We start from the raw sequence: 19,100 nt of genomic DNA, 5'->3' as shown, positions 1-19,100 counted from the left end.
AAAGCAATCTGATCATCGGGGTTTATGCGGAATGGGCACCATCCGCGAGGGACTTCACGAAATCCAGCACCTCGGCCACGGGTTTGCCTGCGCCGATCTGGCTGACGATGGCCGATCCGACAACCGCCCCATCCGCGACCGAAGCAATGGCCTGTGATTTCTCGGGCGTGTTGATGCCAAAGCCCACGATGACCGGCAGGTCGGTGGCGGATTTGATCCGGGCGACCTCGGGGCCGACATTGGTGGCCTGCGCCTCGGCCGCTCCGGTGATTCCGGTGATCGAGACGTAATAAACAAAGCCAGAGGTGTTCTGCAGCACGCGCGGCAGGCGTTTGTCATCGGTGGTTGGTGTCGCGAGGCGGATGAAGTTCAGACCGGCGGCTTGTGCGGGCAGGCAAAGCTCTTCGTCTTCTTCCGGCGGCAGGTCGACGACGATCAGCCCGTCGATGCCGGCGGCTTTGGCATCTTCCAGAAACGTATCGACGCCACGGTTGTAGATCGGATTGTAATAGCCCATCAAAACAATCGGGGTCGTATCGTCGGTTTCCCGGAACGTGCGCGCCAGATCGAGCGTGCGCTGCAGGGTCATGCCGCCATCCAAGGCGCGCTGACCTGCAAGCTGGATCGTTGGCCCATCCGCCATCGGGTCGGTAAAGGGCAGGCCAAGCTCAATCACATCCACGCCCGCGCCTGGCAACCCTTTGACGACCTCAAGCGAGGTCTCATAATCTGGGTCGCCTGCCATCACATAGGCGACAAAGGCCTTTTTCCCCTCGGCTTTCAGAGCGGCAAACTTGGCGTCGATACGGGTCATGGCGTGTCCTTGCAGTCAGGTTTGGACCTGATGTGCAGAAAGTTTTACCGAAAATCAATCCCGCTGGGGCCGCAAACCTTCAGAACGCGAAGTGATAGCGGACAAGCAGGGCGTTGACGCCCGGATTATCCTCTTGCGTGCTGGCGTTGGATTTGTGTGTGATGGCTAGCGACACTTTGTTGCCATTGTCCAGAGTGTACCCCACCCCAAGAAGGCTGCGGATTTGAAAGCTGCCGCCCAGATCGTTCAACTCGTCAGCCTCGGAAAAGTAGCCGGGCATGACGCTGCCTTCCAGAAACCAGCGGTCGTTCAGGGAATAGAGACCAACCAAACCCGCGCCAATATGGGTATCGCCTGCTTCGTCGATCGACAGGGCTGCCCCCCAACCAACGCTGAACCGGGTGGCCTGATGAAACGGGCGGTGCTGATATTCCAGTGCAATAAGCGCATGATCGTCCGCATCGCCGTCCGAGAAGTCAGCGAAACCTGCCCCAAGAATTATGGACTGGGCATGCGCGATGCCTGCGCAAAGGGTCAGAGCAGCCGATAAAGCGAGGATTTTCTTCATGGGAACATTTCCGTTTGGTCTTCAATATGCCTTTTCAGGTGTTTATTCCCGATACCCCTTTTCAATGCGTGCATGAACACAACAAGGGAACAAAACCGTGAACTCAGCGTGAGGGTGAAGGGTACCCACTCGCCACATTGGCTTGCGCATTCACCCTGACCCGCCTAGAAGCAGCCGCGAAAAGCATCAGGAGACCGTCATGGGCTTTAAAATGGGAATCGTGGGTTTGCCGAATGTGGGCAAGTCGACCCTCTTCAACGCGTTGACCAAAACCGCAGCCGCTCAGGCCGCGAATTTCCCGTTCTGCACCATCGAACCCAATGTGGGCGATGTGGCCGTACCCGATGACCGGTTGGACAAACTGGCGGCGATTGCGGCCTCGAAGCAGATCATCCCGACGCGGATGACCTTCGTGGATATCGCCGGTCTGGTGAAAGGGGCCTCGAAAGGTGAGGGACTAGGCAACCAGTTTCTGGCCAATATCCGCGAGACGGATGCGATCGCCCATGTGCTGCGTTGTTTCGAAGATGGCGACGTGACCCACGTGGATGGCCGCGTCGATCCCGTGGCCGACGCCGACACGATCGAGACCGAGCTGATGCTGGCCGATCTGGAAAGCATCGAAAAGCGCCGCGCCAATCTGGTGCGCAAGCTGAAAGGCAACGACAAAGAGGCGCAGCAGCAGGAGCGTCTTCTGGCCGAGGCGCAGGCCATGCTGGAAAACGGCAAACCCGCGCGTCTGGTTGAGGTATCCGATGAGGATGCAAAAGCGTGGAAGATGCTGCAACTGCTGACCACCAAACCGGTGCTTTATGTCTGCAACGTGTCCGAGGAAGAAGCTTCCGACGGGAATGAATATTCAGCCAAGGTCGCCGAGATGGCTGCGGCGCAGGGCAATTCCCACGTCATCATCAGCGCCAAGATCGAAGAAGAGATCAGCCTGCTGGAAGACGAAGAAGCCGAGATGTTTCTGAGCGAGATGGGTCTGGAAGAACCCGGCCTCGACCGTCTGATCCGTGCGGGTTACGACCTGCTGAAGCTGGAAACCTATTTCACCGTCGGCCCAAAAGAGGCCCGCGCCTGGACCATCCGAACCGGCACTGCCGCGCCGCAAGCCGCAGGCGTGATCCATGGCGATTTCGAAAAGGGTTTCATTCGTGCGGAAACCATCGCCTATGACGACTATATCGCCGCCAATGGCGAGCAGGGCGCGAAAGAGTCGGGCAAGATGCGGGCCGAGGGCAAGGGTTACATCGTCAAAGATGGCGATGTGATGCATTTCCTGTTCAACACCTGATGTCGTGCTGAACAGGAACGGAGGCTTATAAACGGGGTTTGGGTGCCGGTTCCCTGTCGGAATCGCCCGAGTTCGGTTCGCCTTTGGGTTCGATCAACAGCACTTTGACTTCTTTCTCTGCCCTTGGTCGGTGAACAACGCCCTTTGGCACCACAAAAAGCTCGCCCGCTTTGACGGTTCGTGAGGGCTGTCCCTCGATATCCATCACCATCTCGCCTTCGAGGACAAAAAAGAAATCATCCGTCGTGTCGTGTTTGTGAAACGGATACTCGCCAATGAACTTCACCACCATGACGTCATTGTCGTTGTAGTCGGCAACCACGTGCGGGTCCCAATGGCTGGAGAATTGGTTGAGCTTTTCTGCAAGGTTGACTGTTTTCATCTGCGTTTTCCCGTCGCTTTTGGATATCATTTACCTTGCAGGCCACCGGCTGCGCAATTGCAGCGAATGGTCATGTCGTCGCGGCTGATGGATGTCTGACAACCCTGGGCGCCGTCGTCATGGGCACGGCATTGCCAGTCTCTGCATGCTTTCGGGCAACCCACACATTCCTATCTTTCCCAAATCGCTCTAGTTTGGGTGTGACCTTTATCGTTGGAATGCCAATACATGATCGAAATCCGCGACCTCCAGCTGCTCAGCGCTTTGGCACGACATCGGCATTTTGCCAAAGCGGCTGAAGAGTGCGGGATCTCTCAACCTGCCTTCTCGATGCGGATCCGCAACCTTGAGGACCGGTTGGGTGTCTCCATCGTCCGCCGCGCCAACCGGTTTCAGGGACTGACCGAAGAGGGTGAGATGATCGTGCAGCGGGCGCGGCGAATCCTTGATGACACCAAGGCGCTGGAGCAGCAGGTGCTGGCGGCCAAGGGTGAGATCACCGGCACGTTGATCCTTGGCGTGATCCCGACTGCCATCGCCTTTACCGGACGGCTGACCAAACGGCTGCGACAGGCGCATCCGCGCATCGTAACCCGGATCGAAACCATGTCGGCCACCGCGATTCAGCATCGGCTGGATGAGGGCAGTCTGGATGCGGGCGTGACCTATGGCGACAGCATCGGCACAGATCTCCGGCGGGTGCAGCCTTTGTATGAGGAAACCTATGTGCTGCTGGTTCCGTCACATATGACAGATCAGACTGGCCCGATTCCATGGGCACAGGTGGCCGAGTTCCCGCTCAGCCTGCTTGAGCCGCAGATGCAGAACCGGCGCATTCTGGATCGGGTGTTTGCGGAACAGGGGCTGCATCCCGATATCGTGGCGGAAACCAGCGGTTTTACCGCCTCGATGGTGATGGCGCGCGAGGGGCTGGCGGCCACCGTCGTGCCGCGCGTTCTGGTGCGGGCACTGGGGGAATTGAAGGGGACAAAGGTGCTGCCGCTGGTCGATCCCGTTGTCAGCAAGCCGATTTGTCTGGCCACCCTGACGCGCGACCCTGAATTGCCGACGGTCGAGGCGCTGAGGGCGGTCGTGACGTCTTTGCGGTGATAAGGTGTCGTTATCGTGCGATTGCCAAAAGCGATTTGACGATATGCTAAACTGATGAGACACGGAGCCTCAATCGGAGGGCATCATGGCACCATTAGATACCAAGCCATCAGGCGCACCCAAGGGCGTCTGGAAGTCAGGTAAAGGCAAAGGGCGGCACACGCCCAAAGGCCGTCAGTTCACGGATGAGGCGCAGACCGAGATTGCGCGCCTGCTGGGGGATCGCCCCCGTCGCCGCGATCTGCTGATCGAATTCCTGCATTTGATTCAGGACGAACACGGCCATATCAGCGCCGACCACATTGCCGCCTTGGCGGTCGAGATGCGCATCGGTCAGGCCGAGATTTATGAAACTGCGACCTTCTATGCCCATTTCGATGTGGTGAAAGAGGGCGAGACGCCTCCGCCCGCGTTGACGATCCGGGTGTGTGATTCCCTGTCCTGTGAAATGGCCGGCGCCCAGCAGCTGCAAAAAGCGCTGGAAGATGGTCTGGATGCCTCGCAGGTCCGTGTTGTCCGCGCGCCCTGCATGGGCCGCTGTGATACCGCGCCTGTGCTTGAGATCGGTCATAATCATCTCGACCACGCGACCCCCGAAAAGGTGCAGGCCGCGATTGCTGCCGGTGACACTCATGCGCATCTGCCCGATTACGAAGCCTTTGCCGCCTATGAGGCCAATGGCGGCTACGCCAAACTGAAAGAGCTGCGCGAGGGCGGCGATTGGGAGAAGGTGCAGGAAGACGTTCTGTCCTCGGGCCTGCGCGGTCTGGGGGGTGCTGGCTTCCCGTCGGGCAAGAAATGGGGTTTTGTTCGCATGAACGAAGGCCCGCGCTATCTGGCCGTGAACGGCGATGAGGGCGAGCCCGGCACGTTCAAAGACCGCTACTATCTTGAGCGCACGCCGCATGTCTTCCTGGAAGGCATGCTGATCGCCGCCTGGGCGGTCGAGGCCGAGACCTGCTTTATCTACATGCGCGACGAATATCCGGCCGTGCTGGAAATTCTGCGCCGTGAGATCGCCGCGTTGGAGCAAGCCGGGATTGTTGAGCCGGGCTATATCGACCTGCGCCGGGGTGCTGGTGCTTACATCTGCGGTGAAGAATCCGCGATGATTGAATCGATCGAAGGCAAGAAAGGCCTGCCGCGCCATCGTCCTCCGTTCGTGGCGCAGGTTGGCGTGTTCAACCGCCCGACCTTGGTTCACAACGTTGAGACGCTGTATTGGGTCTCGAAGATCTGCCGCGAAGGGCCGCAGATCCTGAGTTCTGTTGAAAAGAATGGCCGCAAGGGCCTGCGCAGCTACTCGATTTCGGGCCGCGTTGCGAAACCGGGCGTCTATCTGCTGCCCGCTGGCTCGACCATTCTGGACGTGATTGAGGCTGCCGGTGGCATGGCCGAAGGCCAGACCTTCAAAGCCTATCAGCCGGGTGGCCCGTCCTCGGGTCTGCTGCCTGCGTCGATGGATGACATCCCGCTGGATTTCGACACGTTACAACCGCATGGCACCTTTATCGGCTCGGCGGCCGTGGTGGTTCTGTCCGATCAAGACACCGCCCGCGATGCGGCGCTGAACATGCTGCGCTTCTTCGAAGACGAAAGCTGCGGCCAGTGTACGCCCTGTCGGGCAGGCTGCGAAAAGGCGGTGAAGCTGATGCAGGCCGACAAATGGGACACCGATCTGCTGGAAGATCTGTGCCAGGTTATGGGCGATGCTTCGATCTGCGGTCTGGGGCAGGCTGCTCCGAACCCGATCCGCCTTGTCATAAAACATTTCGCTGACGAAATCTGAGGGGAGACAGAGCCATGCTAGACGCAAGCCCAAACAAGACCGTCACCTTCAACCTGAACGGCGAAGATGTCACCGTGCCCGAAGGCTGGACCATCTGGGAAGCCGCCAAGGGCCAAGGGTTCACCATTCCGCACCTTTGCCACAAGCCGCAGCCGGGCTACAAACCCGACGGCAACTGCCGCGCCTGTATGGTCGAGGTGGAAGGCGAGCGCACGCTGGTCGCCTCGTGCATCCGCCCCGCAGCGGACGGTATGGTCGTGAAGACCGACAGCGACCGGGCCGAGAAATCGCGTGCCATGGTCATGGAACTGCTGGTCGCCGATCAGCCGGAAGAGGCCCACGACACCTCCAGCCACTTTTGGGATATGGCCAAGCTGAACGATGTCAGCGACAGCCGTTTCCCGGCCAAAGAGGCCGAAAAGATCCCGCTGTTGGATGACAGCCACGTGGCGATGCGCGTCAATTTGGACGCCTGCATCAACTGCAACCTCTGCGTCCGCGCCTGCCGTGATGTGCAGGTGAATGACGTGATCGGCATGGCCGGTCGTGGTCATACCGCGCAGGTGGTGTTCGACCAGAACGACCCGATGGGCGATTCGACCTGTGTGGCCTGTGGTGAGTGCGTTCAGGCTTGCCCCACCGGTGCGCTGATGCCCGCCACCGTGCTGGATGACCAGCAGAAGGGTGACAGCAAGGACTACGATTCTGAAACCGAAAGCGTCTGCCCGTTCTGCGGCGTCGGCTGCAAGGTCTCGCTGAAGGTCAAGGACGGTAAGGTCAAGTATGTCGAGGGCATCAACGGCCCCGCCAACGAAGGCCGTTTGTGTGTCAAAGGCCGCTTTGGCTTCGACTATATCCACCACCCGCACCGCCTGACCACGCCGCTGATCCGGCGTGAGGACGCGCCTGAAAAGGGCCTGAACGTCGATCCCGGCAACCTGTCGACCCATTTCCGCGAAGCGAGCTGGGAAGAAGCGATGGATCTGGCCGCCACCAAGCTGATGGCCCTGCGCGAAGAAGACCCGCGCAGCGTTGCGGGCTTTGGCTCGGCCAAATGCACCAACGAAGAAGCGTACCTGTTCCAGAAGTTCATCCGTCAGGGATTCAGGCACAACAACGTCGACCACTGCACCCGTCTGTGCCACGCCTCGTCGGTTGCGGCCCTGATCGAGAACGTTGGCTCGGGCGCTGTGACCGCGACCTTCAACGAGATCGAAAACGCGGATGTGGCGATCATCATCGGCTCGAACCCGATCGAGAACCACCCCGTTGCGGCGACCTATTTCAAGCAGTTCGCCAAACGCGGCGGCAAGCTGATCGTGATGGACCCGCGCGGCGTCGGCATGCGCAAGTTTGCTGATGAGATGCTGCAATTCCGTCCGGGGGCCGATGTCTCGATGCTCAACGCGATCATGAACGTGATCGTCGAAGAAGAGCTTTATGACAGCCAGTACATCCACCGCTGGACCGAGAACTGGGAAGCCGAGAAAGAGCATCTGCGCCAGTTCACGCCTGAGGCGATGTCGCCAATCTGTGGCATCGAACCGGATCAGCTGCGACGCGTCGCGCGCACCTTTGCGCAGGCCAAGGCCGGTCTGATCTTCTGGGGTATGGGCGTCAGCCAGCATATCCACGGCACTGACAACTCTCGTTGCCTGATCAGCCTTGCGCTGATGACCGGCAATGTGGGCAAACCCGGCGCTGGCCTGCACCCGCTGCGGGGTCAGAACAACGTGCAGGGTGCCTCGGACGCCGGTCTGATCCCGATGTTCCTGCCGGACTACCAGTCGGTCATGGACGACACTATCCGGGCCAAGTTCAACAGTGTCTGGAATGACGAACGTGATTTCTCGAACGAGAAGGGCCTGACCGTCACCGAGATCATCGATCAGGCGTATGCAGGCAACATCAAGGGGATGTATATACAGGGTGAAAACCCGGCCATGTCCGACCCCGATGTTGGCCACGCCCGCGACGCTCTGGCCAAGCTTGAGCTGATGATCGTGCAGGATATCTTCCTGACCGAAACTGCGAATTATGCCGACATAATCCTGCCTGCCTCGGCGCTTTATGAAAAGAACGGCACCGTGTCGAACACCAACCGTCAGGTACAGCGTGTGCGTCCGGCCGTGACCCCTCCGGGCGAGGCGCGTGAGGATTGGAAGATCACCGTCGAACTTGGGCAACGCATCGGGCTGAACTGGGATTACACCGAGGTGTCGCAGGTTTTCAACGAGATGAAGCTGACAATGGCGTCGCTGGACAACATCACGTGGGAGCGTCTGGAGACCGAGACCATCACCTATCCGTCGCTGTCCGAGACAGACCCGGGTCAGGCGATCGTGTTCGGTGACGGTTTCCCGCGTGCGGACGGCAAGGCCCGGTTCACCCCGGCCAGCGTCATCCCGCCGGATGAGGCCCCGGATGACGAATACCCGATGATCGCTACCACCGGTCGCCAGTTGGAACATTGGCACACCGGATCGATGACGCGTCGCGCCAAGGTTTTGGACGCGGTTGAGCCTGAGGCGAATTGTTCGCTCAACCCCCGCACGCTGAAACTGATGGGGATTGAGCCGGGTGAAATGGTCCGTCTGACCACGCGCCGCGGCTCGATCGAGATCATGGCGCGCGCCGACCGTGCGATTGCCGAGGATATGGTGTTCATCCCGTTTGCCTATGTCGAGGCAGCGGCGAACATCCTGACCAACTCGGCCATCGACCCCTATGGCAAAATCCCCGAGTTCAAGTTCTCGGCGATCCGGGTCGAAAAGATCGAAGACGCCATCGCGGCGGAGTAATTTGACCTGAACCAGCGGGGCCTCGGCCCCGCACAGGTCTTCAATCGGGATCGTCGCGCGTTATGCGCGGCGGTCCTTTTTCTTGTGCCAGTCGTCCGGGCTTATTTCGAAACCAGAACTTTACCCTTTTGGGGTTTCGGCATGCGCCCTTTCGACTGCTGCACCACATGGGTCAGCTCATGGGCGATGAGGTTGCCGTTCTTTGCGTCACTGCCTTTGGCGAAATAGATGTCGTTGCCGTTGGTGAAGGCTTTGACCTTCAGTTTCTTGCAGATATCACGGACGTTGCCGCCAACGTGGATTTGGACTTTGGACAGTTTTGCGCCGAGAGCAGATTCAAGGCTGTCGCGAATTTTCTTGCTCAGCTTGGTCTTTTTCGTGCCCGTGACCTCGGCGTCGATGGATTTCGATTTGGCCTTCTTGTTCTTGAGCGACCCGACGATCTTTTCTGCTTCTTCCGGTTTCATAGTGGTTGTCCCGTCAAGGTTCCTTTCGTCCTGAATACATTCTGGCGGTATCATCCGTCAGTGTCGCTGTTCACATTGATGAAGGTTTATTTGCGTGCATTGCTAAGGGGACAGATCGCTTGATCTGGATTCGTCGCCGGTTCAATGGTCTTCTGACGGAGAAGATCAGAAAGGACACCAGATGCCCGAAAACAATCGCGGACATGACGGCCCGTACCCTGCACCCGTCGAGATCACCGACTTCACCCTTGATCCCGGCTGGATCGACTATAACGGCCATATGAATGTCGGCTATTATGGGGTGGCGTTTGACATCGCGTTCGAGCGTCTGCTGGTCGAACATCTGGGTCTGGGCGAGCCGCAAGTCGCCGCAATGGGGCAGGGGCCCTTTGTGTTGCAGTCGCATATGCAATTCCTGCATGAGATCACCCCGGACATGGTGATTCACTTTCGATTTCGCCTGCTGGATGCAGACCATAAACGAGGGCACTATTTCGGGCAGATGATCTCGATCCCGGATGAAACGGTTTGTGCCACGCAAGAGGTTCTGTTCATGAATGTCAGCCACGCGACGGGGCGGTCTGCGCCCTATCCGGAATGGGCAGTCCGTCGGTTGGCGCGGATGGTTGCAGATCACAAGGCGCTTCCTCTGGCATCACAGATTGGCCAGCCGATTGGTATTCGCCGGAAGTAATCTGTTTTCGCGTTTTGGGTTAAACCCGTGACACGAATACCCTGTCACGCTTTAGTAATCGCGTTCGAAGAATACCCCGATCCCGGTTTCTCCGCGTCCGTCAACGGTGCCCCGGACAGTTAAGTTATCCGTGACGTCCAGGTTCAGGTTCACTTCGGTGTCGCCCTCGGTGTTGACGGTGAAATCCGTGTACAGATTATCGCTGAGATACGCGCCCGCGCCAAGACGACCGGCACCGCCTTCGGTGGCCCCGATATCGACGGTGTCAACGCCGGTCGCGTCACGCAGGCCTTTGGTCGCATCACCGCCCGCCCCGCTGAGTTGCGCCAATGAGGCCGCCATCTGTGCGATGACAAAAGGGGAAAGTTCCGAGAACCGATTGCCAAATAGCAGCATGGCCAACGCCTCTTCGGTTGGGCGTTCCGGGTCCGAGAAAACATTGACTTCGGGCGAATCCAGAGGTCCGGCGATCTCGATGGTGGCGGTTCCGTCCGATGTGCTACTCGAGGATTCGAACTCGATATATGGGGTCAGGTCGCCTTGCAGTGTGACGATCCCTTTGGTCAGGGCCAGCCTGCGCCCCAGAATGTCCAGATTGCCGCGCAGCAGTTCGATCTGGCCCGAGGGAACAATCGATGCCGTTGTGCCACCGATTGAAATATTCCCGCCCAATTCAGCATTCACGCCGCGCCCCCTCACAAAGACGGCTTTGGGGGCCAGCAAGTTGATGTCCAGTGCAATGCGTGAATTGCTTTTGGTTTCTTCGTCTTTGGCAATCAATTGCGCCCTTTCGCGGGTGACGTAGCCAGCGCGATTTTCGCCTACATGCTGTATGTCCGGGATCGCGGCGGCGCCGACGGCACCGGATGTGGCGGCAAGGTTGATGTTGGTCTCGCCAAATGTGATCTGACCCGACAGGCTGCTGTTGCCGGTCAAGGCACCTGTCAGCGCGATCTGACCGTTCAACGTGGTCTCGTAGAGCAGCTGGTCGGTCAGCACGAGGGAGTTCAACGTCGTCGTGATCTGGGCGTTGAAGGGCGGGGTCAGGTCGACAGGGCCGCTGACGGTGAACCCTCCGCCTGCGCGCATGGCGCCGTTGATGCCAATCGTAGCACGACCTTGCGCCAAATCGACCGACCCGCCAATCCCTGTGATTGTTTGTCCCGCAGTTGGAATCGCAAAAGACGTGCCCGAGGTTGTGATCGTCCCCGACAGTGCCTCCAGCCCGGGTTGGCCTTTGAGCGCCAGATTATAGCGGGCCGAGCCTTCGATCTTGTTGGGCGTGATGAAAGCATTGGCGATACCAAGATTGATCCCGCCTTGGGCGGTTACATCTGCCAGGCCTGAACCCTCGTCAAACGTGCCGGACAGCTCGGCGCTGAGATCGGCGGGGCCTGTCGCGTTTGACGAGATCGTCCAGACGCCGTTATCGCGTTTCGCAGTTCCCTCGGCCGAGATTGTGCCCGGAAAGTCGGGAACGAAGCGTTCAACCTGATTGAGTTTCGCCTCAAAATCCAGATCAGCCGAGCCATTCGTCTCGACCGATCCGACCACGTTCAGATACGAGCTGTCAGGCCCTTGCAGGCGCGCGGTACCCTCCAGCCCCGACTGTGCTGGCGCGACGTTGCCATCCAGTTTCAGAGGGCCGGACACCGTAGAGGACAATCGGCTGAGGTCATCCAGCATCGCCGAAAAGCTCAGCCCGCCGCTTTCGCGATCAAGCTTGCCCGAGGCGGTTGCCGTCAGCGCCGTGCCGTTCAGTTGGAATGTACGGATGTTCATGCCAGCGTCAGTGTTTTCGGCATCCACGTTTAGGGTCGTGCGGCCTGAAACCAGCGCATCCAACTGATCGATACCGGTTCGGATGTCGTTGGCTTCGGCTGTGCCCTGTACATCGAACAATTTGCTGCCCATCGCGCCTTTGCCCTGCATCTGGGCCTTCACTGACCCCGCCAGTTCGCGTCCGGCGAGGCCCGAGAACAGTGACAGGTTCGGCGCGTTCACCTTGGCTTGCCCGTCGACGGCCAGTTCGCCCGTAGGGGCTGTGATCGTTGCAACAGCCTCGGCCGTCAGAGCGCGGCCATTGATTGTGGCCTGACGGATTTCGATCTGCTCCTGTGACAGCGCCCCATCGAACTCGATAGATGTTTGCCCGGCCAGAAGCGGGTCCAGATCATCCATCCCGGTCTTGATGTCCCGCGCCGTCAAGCTCGCCGTCCCGTCAAACTCCAGCGTCTGGATCGTGCCTTTGCCGTTCAGGCTGGCCTGTAGCGCCCCGCCCAGATCACGCTTGGCAAGGCCCGAGAAAACCGACAAATCCCGCGCGCTGACAGTTGCTTGTCCGTCAATGGACAGGTTCCCATCCGGTGTCGTCACGGTGCCTGCAGCCTGTGCCCGCGCGGCATCTGCGATCAATGTGAAGTCCCGGATCGTCACGCCGTCCGAGCCACGTTTTGCATCCAGCGTGATCGTGGTCTCGCCCCTGATGACCGGGTCGATATCGTCTCGTCCCGTGGACAGGTCGCTGCCTTTGACGGTGACTTTCCCGTCAAAACCGCGCTCCAACGGAGAGCCGCTGCCTTCGACCGTTGCCGAGACCTCTCCGCCGAGGTCAAGCTTTGCCAGATCCGAGAACCGCGACAGGTCCGATGCGTCAAGCTTCGCTGACCCGTCGATATTCAGGCCGCTGGTCAACCCGCTGATCAGCGCGTCGAGGTCAAGCGTGTAGTCCGCCCCGATCAACTCAAACCCGGACAGGTTCAGTGTCTGGTCGCTGCCATATTCGAACAGGCCGTCCAGCGTGATCCGGTCGCCAATCGCGGTGTTCAGGGCGGGGTCGGACAGATCTAATCCGTCAAGCGCGGCTTGCAGGTCACCATCAAGACTGAAGGCATCCCCCTGCTCCAAACTTCCCTGAGCCGCGATTTGCGCGCGCCGCAGGCTGATCTGGTCCGTCGTCAGCCCATTGGCTGTCAGGCTCAGGTCCCACAGATTACCATTCTGCTGGTCAAACAGGGCCGAGATTTGCGCCGCCTCGATCGATGTCGCTCCGCCCGAGACGGGCAGGACCACCTTGTCGCCCTCAGGCGGGGTGATGCGACCCTGCAGAGCGGCCAATTGCAGTGTGCCGCCCGAGGCCAGTTCCAACTGGCCTTCCAGTTTCAGCGCCTGAGACGTGAATTCCAGATCACTGATGTTCAGTGCGCCTTCCGGCTGGGTCTGGCCATCGACAAACAGTCGCGTGTCGGTGCCAAAGAAAACATCCATATCGCTGGCGACAAAGGGCGTCAGGTCACCGCCCAGATCGGCGGTGAACGCGATCCCATCCGCCGCACCGCTTTCGGCGGCACGCAGGCGCACCTGACCCGAAACGCGTGGCTGGCTGTCACTGCTGAGGCTGATATCGGCGGTAAAATCCGTGACCGGGCCAGAGCCTTTCGCCGTCAATCCGATAGGCGGGCTGTCAGGGATTTTCAAAGCCGTTGAGATAAGGCCGCCCGAGGCCTCGACCACGCTCAGGTCCAGGTCAATTTGGCTACTGGAATTCTGGAACCCGGCTTTCAGCGTTATTTCGTCTCCGGCGCGGTCCAAGCGGGTGATGTCAAGACTGGTATCCAATGTTCCATCAGCCAGCGACAGGTCGCCGGTGACCTTCAGATCAGCGGCAACGCCGATCAAGGGTTCGCCCAAGGCCAGTTGATCAATCCGAAGCTCTCCGATTTCAATCGCGACGGGCAGTTCGGGCAGTTGGAACGGGGAGGTCTCGGCTGAAGGGGGCGGGGCCTCCTTGGTCGTGGCGCCGGGGGTGCGGGCGATGTCGATTTCCTGCGCGGTCAACGCGTTGACCGAGAACCGCCCCCGGATCAGCGCCAGACGGTTCCAGTCAAGCTCGGCATCTTTGATGGTCAGCCAGACGCCTTCGTCATCAGCGACAGTGATCTCGGCAATGGTCGCACGCGAGCTCAGCGCGCCCTGCAGGCCTGTGACGGTGACGTTCTGATCATCACCCGACAGCGTGTCCTGCAGGAATCGCTCGATCATGCTGCCGCCTTCGTCCTCTTGCGCGTGCAGCGCCGGGGGCACACAGGTCAGCGTGCCGATCAGCAGCGGATATGCGAGGTAGCGTTTCAAAATGCCTGTCCAATCCCGATATAGAATTGCAGCCCGTCGCCAGTATCGCCCTGAACCGGGTAAGCCAGATCAAAGCGCAGCGGTCCAAATCCGCCCAGATCATAGCGTACACCCAGACCGGCACCGGCGTGATCCTCGGCGCCGCTACCTACGAAGGATGAGGTATCCACAATACCGTAGTCATAAAACCCGACCAATGACAGGCTGTCGGTGACTTTGCCGCGCACCTCGCCCGAAAAGCCCAGAAACGACTTGCCGCCCGCGATTTCCGAGCCCACCGGAATGCCGAGACTTTCATATGGTTGCCCGCGCACGGTCCCGGCGCCGCCCGAGAAGAACAGGAAGTCGGGTGTAACCCCATCCGCTGACGGGCCGATGACAGACCCTATTTGCACGCGCCCAGCCAGAACCAGCTTTCCGCCAGTACCCAGACTGGTGTAGGCCCGACCGTCTCCGAAGAGGCGAATGCCACTTTCGGTTCCGGACAGCCCGGCGAAGGGTGTCGCCTGCGCGTCCAGATAGAACCCGCGTGTCGCGCTGACCTTGCTATCGCGCTCGTCCCATTCTGACCGAAGGGGGACAACGAAGTATCGGAATTTCCGCCCATCTCCGTAGGCATCATCGGCATCCGACCACTGAAAACCGGCAGACACTTCGGCATAAAGCTTGTCTGAGAACGTGCGCCGCGCACCGTAGGCCAGTGAGGCGATGGTGACGTTGTAATTGTCCGTATTGCGTCGCTCTATCAAAGCGTTCCAGAACGTGTTGTCATCAGGTCCCAGTCGATCGGGTTGGTCCAATCTCAGACCGATCCGCCCGTCCAAATCTTCGGCCCCGCCGATATTGCGCAGGGCGGCCTCGAACCGCAGCCGCTCGGCCCGGCGAAAGACGTTGCGGTGGGTCCATGTCGCCGTCAAATCCAACCCATCGCGCGAGGCCAGCTCGACCCCAAAGGTCAGGCGGCGTTTGGGCAGGTCTTCGAAGGTGGCATCAAAATCCAGCGTGCCATCGGGGTTCGGGGTCTCGCGTTCCGTGATCGAGACAACGCTGAACGTACCGGTCCGGCGCAGGCGCGTACCGACTTTCTGGACTTGAGCCGGAGAGTAGACCTCACCGCTCGGGAAGCCTGCGATTTTTTCGATGGAGCGGTGTTTGACGTCGGTGTCGCCCTTGATGAACATTTTGCCAAAGGTCAGGCGACGGCCCGGATCCAGATCAATTTGAGCGTCCAGTTGCGCCTGCGCATGGCGGGCGATGATGGTTTGGTCTGCCAGTTTGGCCTTTGCGTGGCCGGCATCCTTCCACCCCTGCACCCCGGCCGAGGTCGCCCGCTGGATTGCACCCGTAGTTGCGAGTTTCCCCGGTGCGAAACCTTCCGGCAGTTCCGTCTCGGGGGCGACAGGTTGTACGATTGCCTTTCCGAACCGAAAGCTTGGACCGGTTTCAACGGAAATTACGGCGCGATTGATTTGCCCCGGAACGCTTAACGTGCTGAGGTCTGCGGCCTCTTTGCCGTCCAGTTTGATGCTGACTACGGGGCTGAAATACCCCTCGTCGTACAGAATCTGAACAATGGTGCGATAGTCTGACAGGGCCGCCGAGAGGATTTCCAAAGGGGTGTCCAACCCGCGTGAATCGGCGGTTGCAACGGATGAGGTTTCCTCGATGCGCTCTTTCAGTGCTTTAGAGGCCCCCGGTGCGACAAGGCTGGTTTCAAGGGCCATCAGGCCCGTCGGGGCCAAGGCTGTCATCGCTGCCAAAAGCCACCCTGTCAGACGGCGTTGCGGTCTGCTGCCCTGCATTAAATGGCTCCAATTGCCTCAACTCGAAAACACTTTGGCCGCGCTGTCGGATCACGGCTGATTGAACTCATGTTAGAGCATTTGAGGCCGGTCAGGAAAAGAGATTTTGACGTTTAGGTTGTGAATGAGACCGGCAATTGTGTTGCACCAGTGTCGCCGAGGTGGGAAGGCCGCGTGCCTCGGGAGGGCTCCCGCCCGGTTTGGTTGCATCATAGATGCAACCGACCCGGTTGGGCCGGGCAGCGCGCTGTGCGCGCTGCGGTTGCGACGAATCAGCTAGCGGTCATCAGGCGGGCGACGTCCAGCATACGTGCCGAAAAGCCCCATTCGTTGTCATACCAGCCAAAGACGCGGACCTGGTTCTTGCCGACCATGCGGGTTTCCGGCCCGGCAATGACGAGCGACTCGGGGCGGGCCCGCAGATCGGAGGAAACCAGCGGCATATCGGTCCATCCCAGCACCGGTGAGGCGTTGACGTGATCGCGCAGAGCTTTGTCGAAGGCCTCTGCTTCAAAGCTGCGGTCCAGCGTGACAATCAGGTCGATGGCCGAAACGCTGGCCGTAGGGACCCGTACCGCTGCGCCCGAGATACGCCCCGCCAGATGCGGCAGAACAACGTCGATAAGGTGGATCGCGCTTGACGTGGTCGGCACCATCGACAATGCGCCAGCGCGCGAGCGTGCAAGGTCACCGCGTGGGGCATCCACCATCGGTTGGCTGTTTGTATAGCAGTGGATCGTCGTCATGTGGCCCGTGGTGATCCCGCCGATGTCATCCAGAACCCGGACCAGAGGCGCCAGCCCGTTGGTGGTGCAGGAGGCGTTCGAGACGAGATGCGCGCCGCCCAGTTGATCCTCATTGGCGCCAAGCACAACGGTCACTTCGGCGGCAGGCGAGGGGCCGGAGATCAGCACTTTGCCCGCCCCGGCAGCCAACCCGCGCTGCGCTACATCGGATGTACGTGCAATACCTGTGCAGTCCAGCAGGACGTCCACGCCAGACAGGTCTATATTCGCCAGATCAGAGCTATGGGTCATGGGAATTGACTGCCCATTCACGACCAGCGCGCTGTTACCCTCAGAGACGTCTCCGGCATAGGGGCCGAAGGTGCTGTCGTATTTGAACAGGTAGGTGCAGGTTGCCAGCGGTGCGATGTCGTTGATCAACACCAGCTCGATATCCGATCCTTGCGGCAAGGCCAGAACCTGCCGCAGGATCGTGCGGCCAATACGGCCGAATCCATTGATCGCGAGTTTCATGCGCAAGCTATGGCAGGCGTCTCAGGCGACCTCAATGAAAGTATTGTACCAATTTCAGTTGCAGCTGACCTGCGAGAAAAACTGGCCCGAGATGTTCTGATACATGCTGGCCACGATGGGTCTGCAGCCGGTGGCCTGCTGGATCGCGGCAATGGCCTGCAGGGTGCGCAGGCGCGGTGGCGGGCCGAACGGGTTGAGGTTGTTGTTGTCCCGCGTGGCGCGGTAGATCACCGGCTCTTGCGCGACTTGGGTCACCGCCCATGTGCGACTGAGGACCACGACGGACCTGGTCTCTTCCTTGGCGATGGCTGGGGCGGTTGCCGCAACTGTCAAGGTGGCAATCGCGGTCAGGGCCAGAAGGGGTAGACGCAGTGTCATGATGCAAGCTCCTAAACTCAAATGAGAATTCTCCAATTTCACCAGATTTGGGTGCTGCTGTGAACCCTTATGGGTCAAATTTGCAGAACCTTTGCGCGTTTCAGCCGCGCAATTGGGATATTTTGAAGGCGAAACCGCGCGGGGCTTGGCCCCGCCCGCGCTGGGGTATATCCTTGAGGACAAATTGATTTCAGTCATGTGAGGCACAGATGAAAGCCCGGATTTCTTTGGTTTTGGCGGCTGTAGTTCTGACGGTTGGGGCGGTTCAGGCCAAACCTCTGTCACGGATTATTGCGGAAATGGGCCTTAGCCCGCAGGATTTCGAAGTACTGAGCGCGGCCTCGACCGCGTTACTGTCCAGTGGCGCTCCGGCCGTTGGGCAAGAACGCGCATGGACCAATGACGCAACCGGTTCGAAAGGCACCGTGCGGATCGGCGCGGTTCAGGGGAATTGCGTCTCGCTGCAGCATTCCGTTGAACCCGGCGGTGAGGAGCAGAACCGGCAGGTTCGGACGCGCCGGTGCAAGGACGCCAACGGGAATTGGTTGCTGACGCCCTGATTCGGTTTAGTAGCCTCTGCCTCGGTCGATCTCATGCAGCAGCGGCTGTCCCGCAGTCAGCCGTTCGAAATTTCTGGCCACGTCTGCCAGCGCGTCCCCCAGATGCCAGCCCGAAACATGCGGTGTGATCGTCACGCCGGGATGCTGCCAAAGGGGGCTGTCCTGCGGTAAAGGCTCTTGCGAGGTGACATCCAGAACAGCGTGGCCGGGTGTACCTGTATCCAGTGCGGCGATCAGTGCAGTTTCGTCGATCAGATCGCCACGCCCTGCGTTCAGCAGCTGGCTGCCGGGTTTCATCGCGGCCAGTATGTCGGCACCAAACAGCCCGACGGTTTGCGGGGTCGAGGGCAGGATGGCGCAGACGTAGTCGCACTGACCAAGCAATTCGGGCAGGGCATCCTGTCCGTGCAGGCAGGTCACGCCGTCGATTTGCTTGGGAGACCGGCTCCAGCCCATAACCTGAAAGCCAAGCCCTTTCAGCATCAGGGCCGTGCGCGTGCCGATCGTGCCAAGACCCAGTACACCGACCTTTGTGTCTGATGTGATACGCGGCGCTTTTGGCGACCATTCGGACCGGCGCTGGGCGGCCTCATACTCTTCTAAATGGCGCTGGGCGCGCAGGATATGGGCCAGAAACCACTCGGCGATTTCTTGTGCCGGAGCGTCCGGTCTCAGGCGGGCGACGCGGATATGATCGGGCAATTGCGGGTTACCTACGATGGTTTCCACGCCAGCGCCCAGTTTCTGCACCAGTTTGAGGTTGGGCAGGCGCTCAAGATGCGCGTCCTGCAGCGTGCTGACCGCCACCATGGAAATTTCGGTTGGATCCCCGATCGTGTCCGGGGTGCGGACATCAGCGCCGGGCGACTGGCGCAGGACCTCTTTGGCCAAATCCGCATCGCTGATCCAGTTGGACAGGCCGGTTTCGATCAAAAGTGCCATGGGTGCCTCATGTATTGGAATTTGATTGGAGGTGACGTTCCGTCACGGAACTGGACAGGGTCTGGGCAGCTAAGCCATTCTTCAGGCGAAGGTAAAGCCCGAACAG

General features: G+C 59.8%; 15 protein-coding genes. 6 read left to right on the top strand and 9 right to left on the bottom strand.

The genetic code is table 11. The annotated features are described in order from the left end of the window. Positions 1-22: 22 nt before the first annotated feature. On the bottom strand, positions 23-814 hold the full coding sequence (trpA, locus tag AC2FD8_RS13675; protein WP_496857043.1) for a tryptophan synthase subunit alpha: 792 nt from the start codon (positions 812-814) through the stop codon (positions 23-25). Positions 815-893: 79 nt separating this feature from the next. Next, positions 894-1,382, bottom strand: a complete 489-nt coding sequence (locus AC2FD8_RS13670) for an acyloxyacyl hydrolase (RefSeq protein ID WP_496857045.1) — start codon at positions 1,380-1,382, stop codon at positions 894-896. A 199-nt stretch (positions 1,383-1,581) separates the two neighbouring features. Between AC2FD8_RS13670 and ychF the strand changes: the two genes are divergently transcribed. Next, entirely contained in the window at positions 1,582-2,679 is a 1,098-nt protein-coding gene (ychF, locus tag AC2FD8_RS13665) for a redox-regulated ATPase YchF (protein ID WP_496857047.1), read from the top strand. Positions 2,680-2,704: 25 nt separating this feature from the next. Here the strand turns inward: ychF and AC2FD8_RS13660 are convergent, their stop codons facing one another. Next, positions 2,705-3,061, bottom strand: coding sequence for a cupin domain-containing protein (locus tag AC2FD8_RS13660; protein WP_496857049.1), 357 nt, complete (start codon positions 3,059-3,061; stop codon positions 2,705-2,707). 228 nt (positions 3,062-3,289) lie between these two features. Here AC2FD8_RS13660 and AC2FD8_RS13655 point away from each other — a divergent pair, with 228 nt between their 5' ends. From AC2FD8_RS13655 to fdhF, 3 genes are all read left to right on the top strand, one after another. Continuing rightward, a complete protein-coding gene (locus tag AC2FD8_RS13655; RefSeq protein WP_496857050.1) occupies positions 3,290-4,171 on the top strand; it encodes a LysR family transcriptional regulator in 882 nt (293 codons plus the stop codon). 85 nt (positions 4,172-4,256) lie between these two features. Beyond that, positions 4,257-5,960, top strand: coding sequence for an NAD(P)H-dependent oxidoreductase subunit E (locus AC2FD8_RS13650; RefSeq protein WP_496857052.1), 1,704 nt, complete (start codon positions 4,257-4,259; stop codon positions 5,958-5,960). Positions 5,961-5,974: 14 nt separating this feature from the next. Further along, entirely contained in the window at positions 5,975-8,761 is a 2,787-nt protein-coding gene (fdhF, locus tag AC2FD8_RS13645) for a formate dehydrogenase subunit alpha (protein ID WP_496857054.1), read from the top strand. A gap of 101 nt (positions 8,762-8,862) precedes the next feature. Here fdhF and AC2FD8_RS13640 read toward each other — a convergent pair whose 3' ends face one another. Next, entirely contained in the window at positions 8,863-9,228 is a 366-nt protein-coding gene (locus AC2FD8_RS13640; RefSeq protein ID WP_496857056.1) for an eCIS core domain-containing protein, read from the bottom strand. 181 nt (positions 9,229-9,409) lie between these two features. On the opposite strand from AC2FD8_RS13640, the gene AC2FD8_RS13635 reads away from it, so the two are divergent. Then, the gene (locus AC2FD8_RS13635; RefSeq protein ID WP_496857058.1) at positions 9,410-9,922 is read left to right on the top strand and encodes a thioesterase family protein; all 513 of its coding nucleotides are present in this window, start codon (positions 9,410-9,412) and stop codon (positions 9,920-9,922) included. A gap of 51 nt (positions 9,923-9,973) precedes the next feature. On the opposite strand, the gene AC2FD8_RS13630 is transcribed toward AC2FD8_RS13635, so the two are convergent. The 4 genes from AC2FD8_RS13630 to AC2FD8_RS13615 all read right to left on the bottom strand — a co-directional run bounded on the left by AC2FD8_RS13630 (position 9,974) and on the right by AC2FD8_RS13615 (position 17,492). After that, complete coding sequence (locus tag AC2FD8_RS13630; RefSeq protein ID WP_496857060.1) at positions 9,974-14,053, bottom strand: translocation/assembly module TamB domain-containing protein; 4,080 nt, start codon at positions 14,051-14,053, stop codon at positions 9,974-9,976. Beyond that, entirely contained in the window at positions 14,050-15,855 is a 1,806-nt protein-coding gene (locus AC2FD8_RS13625) for an autotransporter assembly complex protein TamA (RefSeq protein ID WP_496857061.1), read from the bottom strand. The genes AC2FD8_RS13630 and AC2FD8_RS13625 overlap by 4 nt, the downstream gene beginning before the upstream one ends. A gap of 272 nt (positions 15,856-16,127) precedes the next feature. Further along, complete coding sequence (locus tag AC2FD8_RS13620; RefSeq protein ID WP_496857063.1) at positions 16,128-17,114, bottom strand: type I glyceraldehyde-3-phosphate dehydrogenase; 987 nt, start codon at positions 17,112-17,114, stop codon at positions 16,128-16,130. Positions 17,115-17,168: 54 nt separating this feature from the next. Beyond that, positions 17,169-17,492 (bottom strand): hypothetical protein, encoded by a 324-nt coding sequence (locus AC2FD8_RS13615; RefSeq protein ID WP_496857065.1) that lies wholly within the window; start codon positions 17,490-17,492, stop codon positions 17,169-17,171. A 209-nt stretch (positions 17,493-17,701) separates the two neighbouring features. Between AC2FD8_RS13615 and AC2FD8_RS13610 the strand changes: the two genes are divergently transcribed. Further along, a complete protein-coding gene (locus tag AC2FD8_RS13610; RefSeq protein WP_496857067.1) occupies positions 17,702-18,052 on the top strand; it encodes a hypothetical protein in 351 nt (116 codons plus the stop codon). 6 nt (positions 18,053-18,058) lie between these two features. Here the strand turns inward: AC2FD8_RS13610 and AC2FD8_RS13605 are convergent, their stop codons facing one another. Further along, positions 18,059-18,994, bottom strand: a complete 936-nt coding sequence (locus AC2FD8_RS13605) for a 2-hydroxyacid dehydrogenase (RefSeq protein ID WP_496857069.1) — start codon at positions 18,992-18,994, stop codon at positions 18,059-18,061. Positions 18,995-19,100: the final 106 nt, after the last annotated feature.

The sequence above is a fragment of the Ruegeria sp. YTSC192 genome, from assembly GCF_059609705.1.
This window is presented reverse-complemented; position numbering and strand designations above follow the sequence as displayed.

Excerpts from the sequence above, each read along its gene's own strand:
- trpA (WP_496857043.1), bottom strand. The coding sequence starts at position 814 with ATGACCCGTATCGACGCCAAGTTTGCCGCTCTGAAAGCCGAGGGGAAA.
- AC2FD8_RS13670 (WP_496857045.1), bottom strand. The coding sequence starts at position 1,382 with ATGAAGAAAATCCTCGCTTTATCGGCTGCTCTGACCCTTTGCGCAGGC.
- ychF (WP_496857047.1), top strand. The coding sequence starts at position 1,582 with ATGGGCTTTAAAATGGGAATCGTGGGTTTGCCGAATGTGGGCAAGTCG.
- AC2FD8_RS13660 (WP_496857049.1), bottom strand. The coding sequence starts at position 3,061 with ATGAAAACAGTCAACCTTGCAGAAAAGCTCAACCAATTCTCCAGCCAT.
- AC2FD8_RS13655 (WP_496857050.1), top strand. The coding sequence starts at position 3,290 with ATGATCGAAATCCGCGACCTCCAGCTGCTCAGCGCTTTGGCACGACAT.
- AC2FD8_RS13650 (WP_496857052.1), top strand. The coding sequence starts at position 4,257 with ATGGCACCATTAGATACCAAGCCATCAGGCGCACCCAAGGGCGTCTGG.
- fdhF (WP_496857054.1), top strand. The coding sequence starts at position 5,975 with ATGCTAGACGCAAGCCCAAACAAGACCGTCACCTTCAACCTGAACGGC.
- AC2FD8_RS13640 (WP_496857056.1), bottom strand. The coding sequence starts at position 9,228 with ATGAAACCGGAAGAAGCAGAAAAGATCGTCGGGTCGCTCAAGAACAAG.
- AC2FD8_RS13635 (WP_496857058.1), top strand. The coding sequence starts at position 9,410 with ATGCCCGAAAACAATCGCGGACATGACGGCCCGTACCCTGCACCCGTC.
- AC2FD8_RS13625 (WP_496857061.1), bottom strand. The coding sequence starts at position 15,855 with ATGCAGGGCAGCAGACCGCAACGCCGTCTGACAGGGTGGCTTTTGGCA.
- AC2FD8_RS13620 (WP_496857063.1), bottom strand. The coding sequence starts at position 17,114 with ATGAAACTCGCGATCAATGGATTCGGCCGTATTGGCCGCACGATCCTG.
- AC2FD8_RS13615 (WP_496857065.1), bottom strand. The coding sequence starts at position 17,492 with ATGACACTGCGTCTACCCCTTCTGGCCCTGACCGCGATTGCCACCTTG.
- AC2FD8_RS13610 (WP_496857067.1), top strand. The coding sequence starts at position 17,702 with ATGAAAGCCCGGATTTCTTTGGTTTTGGCGGCTGTAGTTCTGACGGTT.
- AC2FD8_RS13605 (WP_496857069.1), bottom strand. The coding sequence starts at position 18,994 with ATGGCACTTTTGATCGAAACCGGCCTGTCCAACTGGATCAGCGATGCG.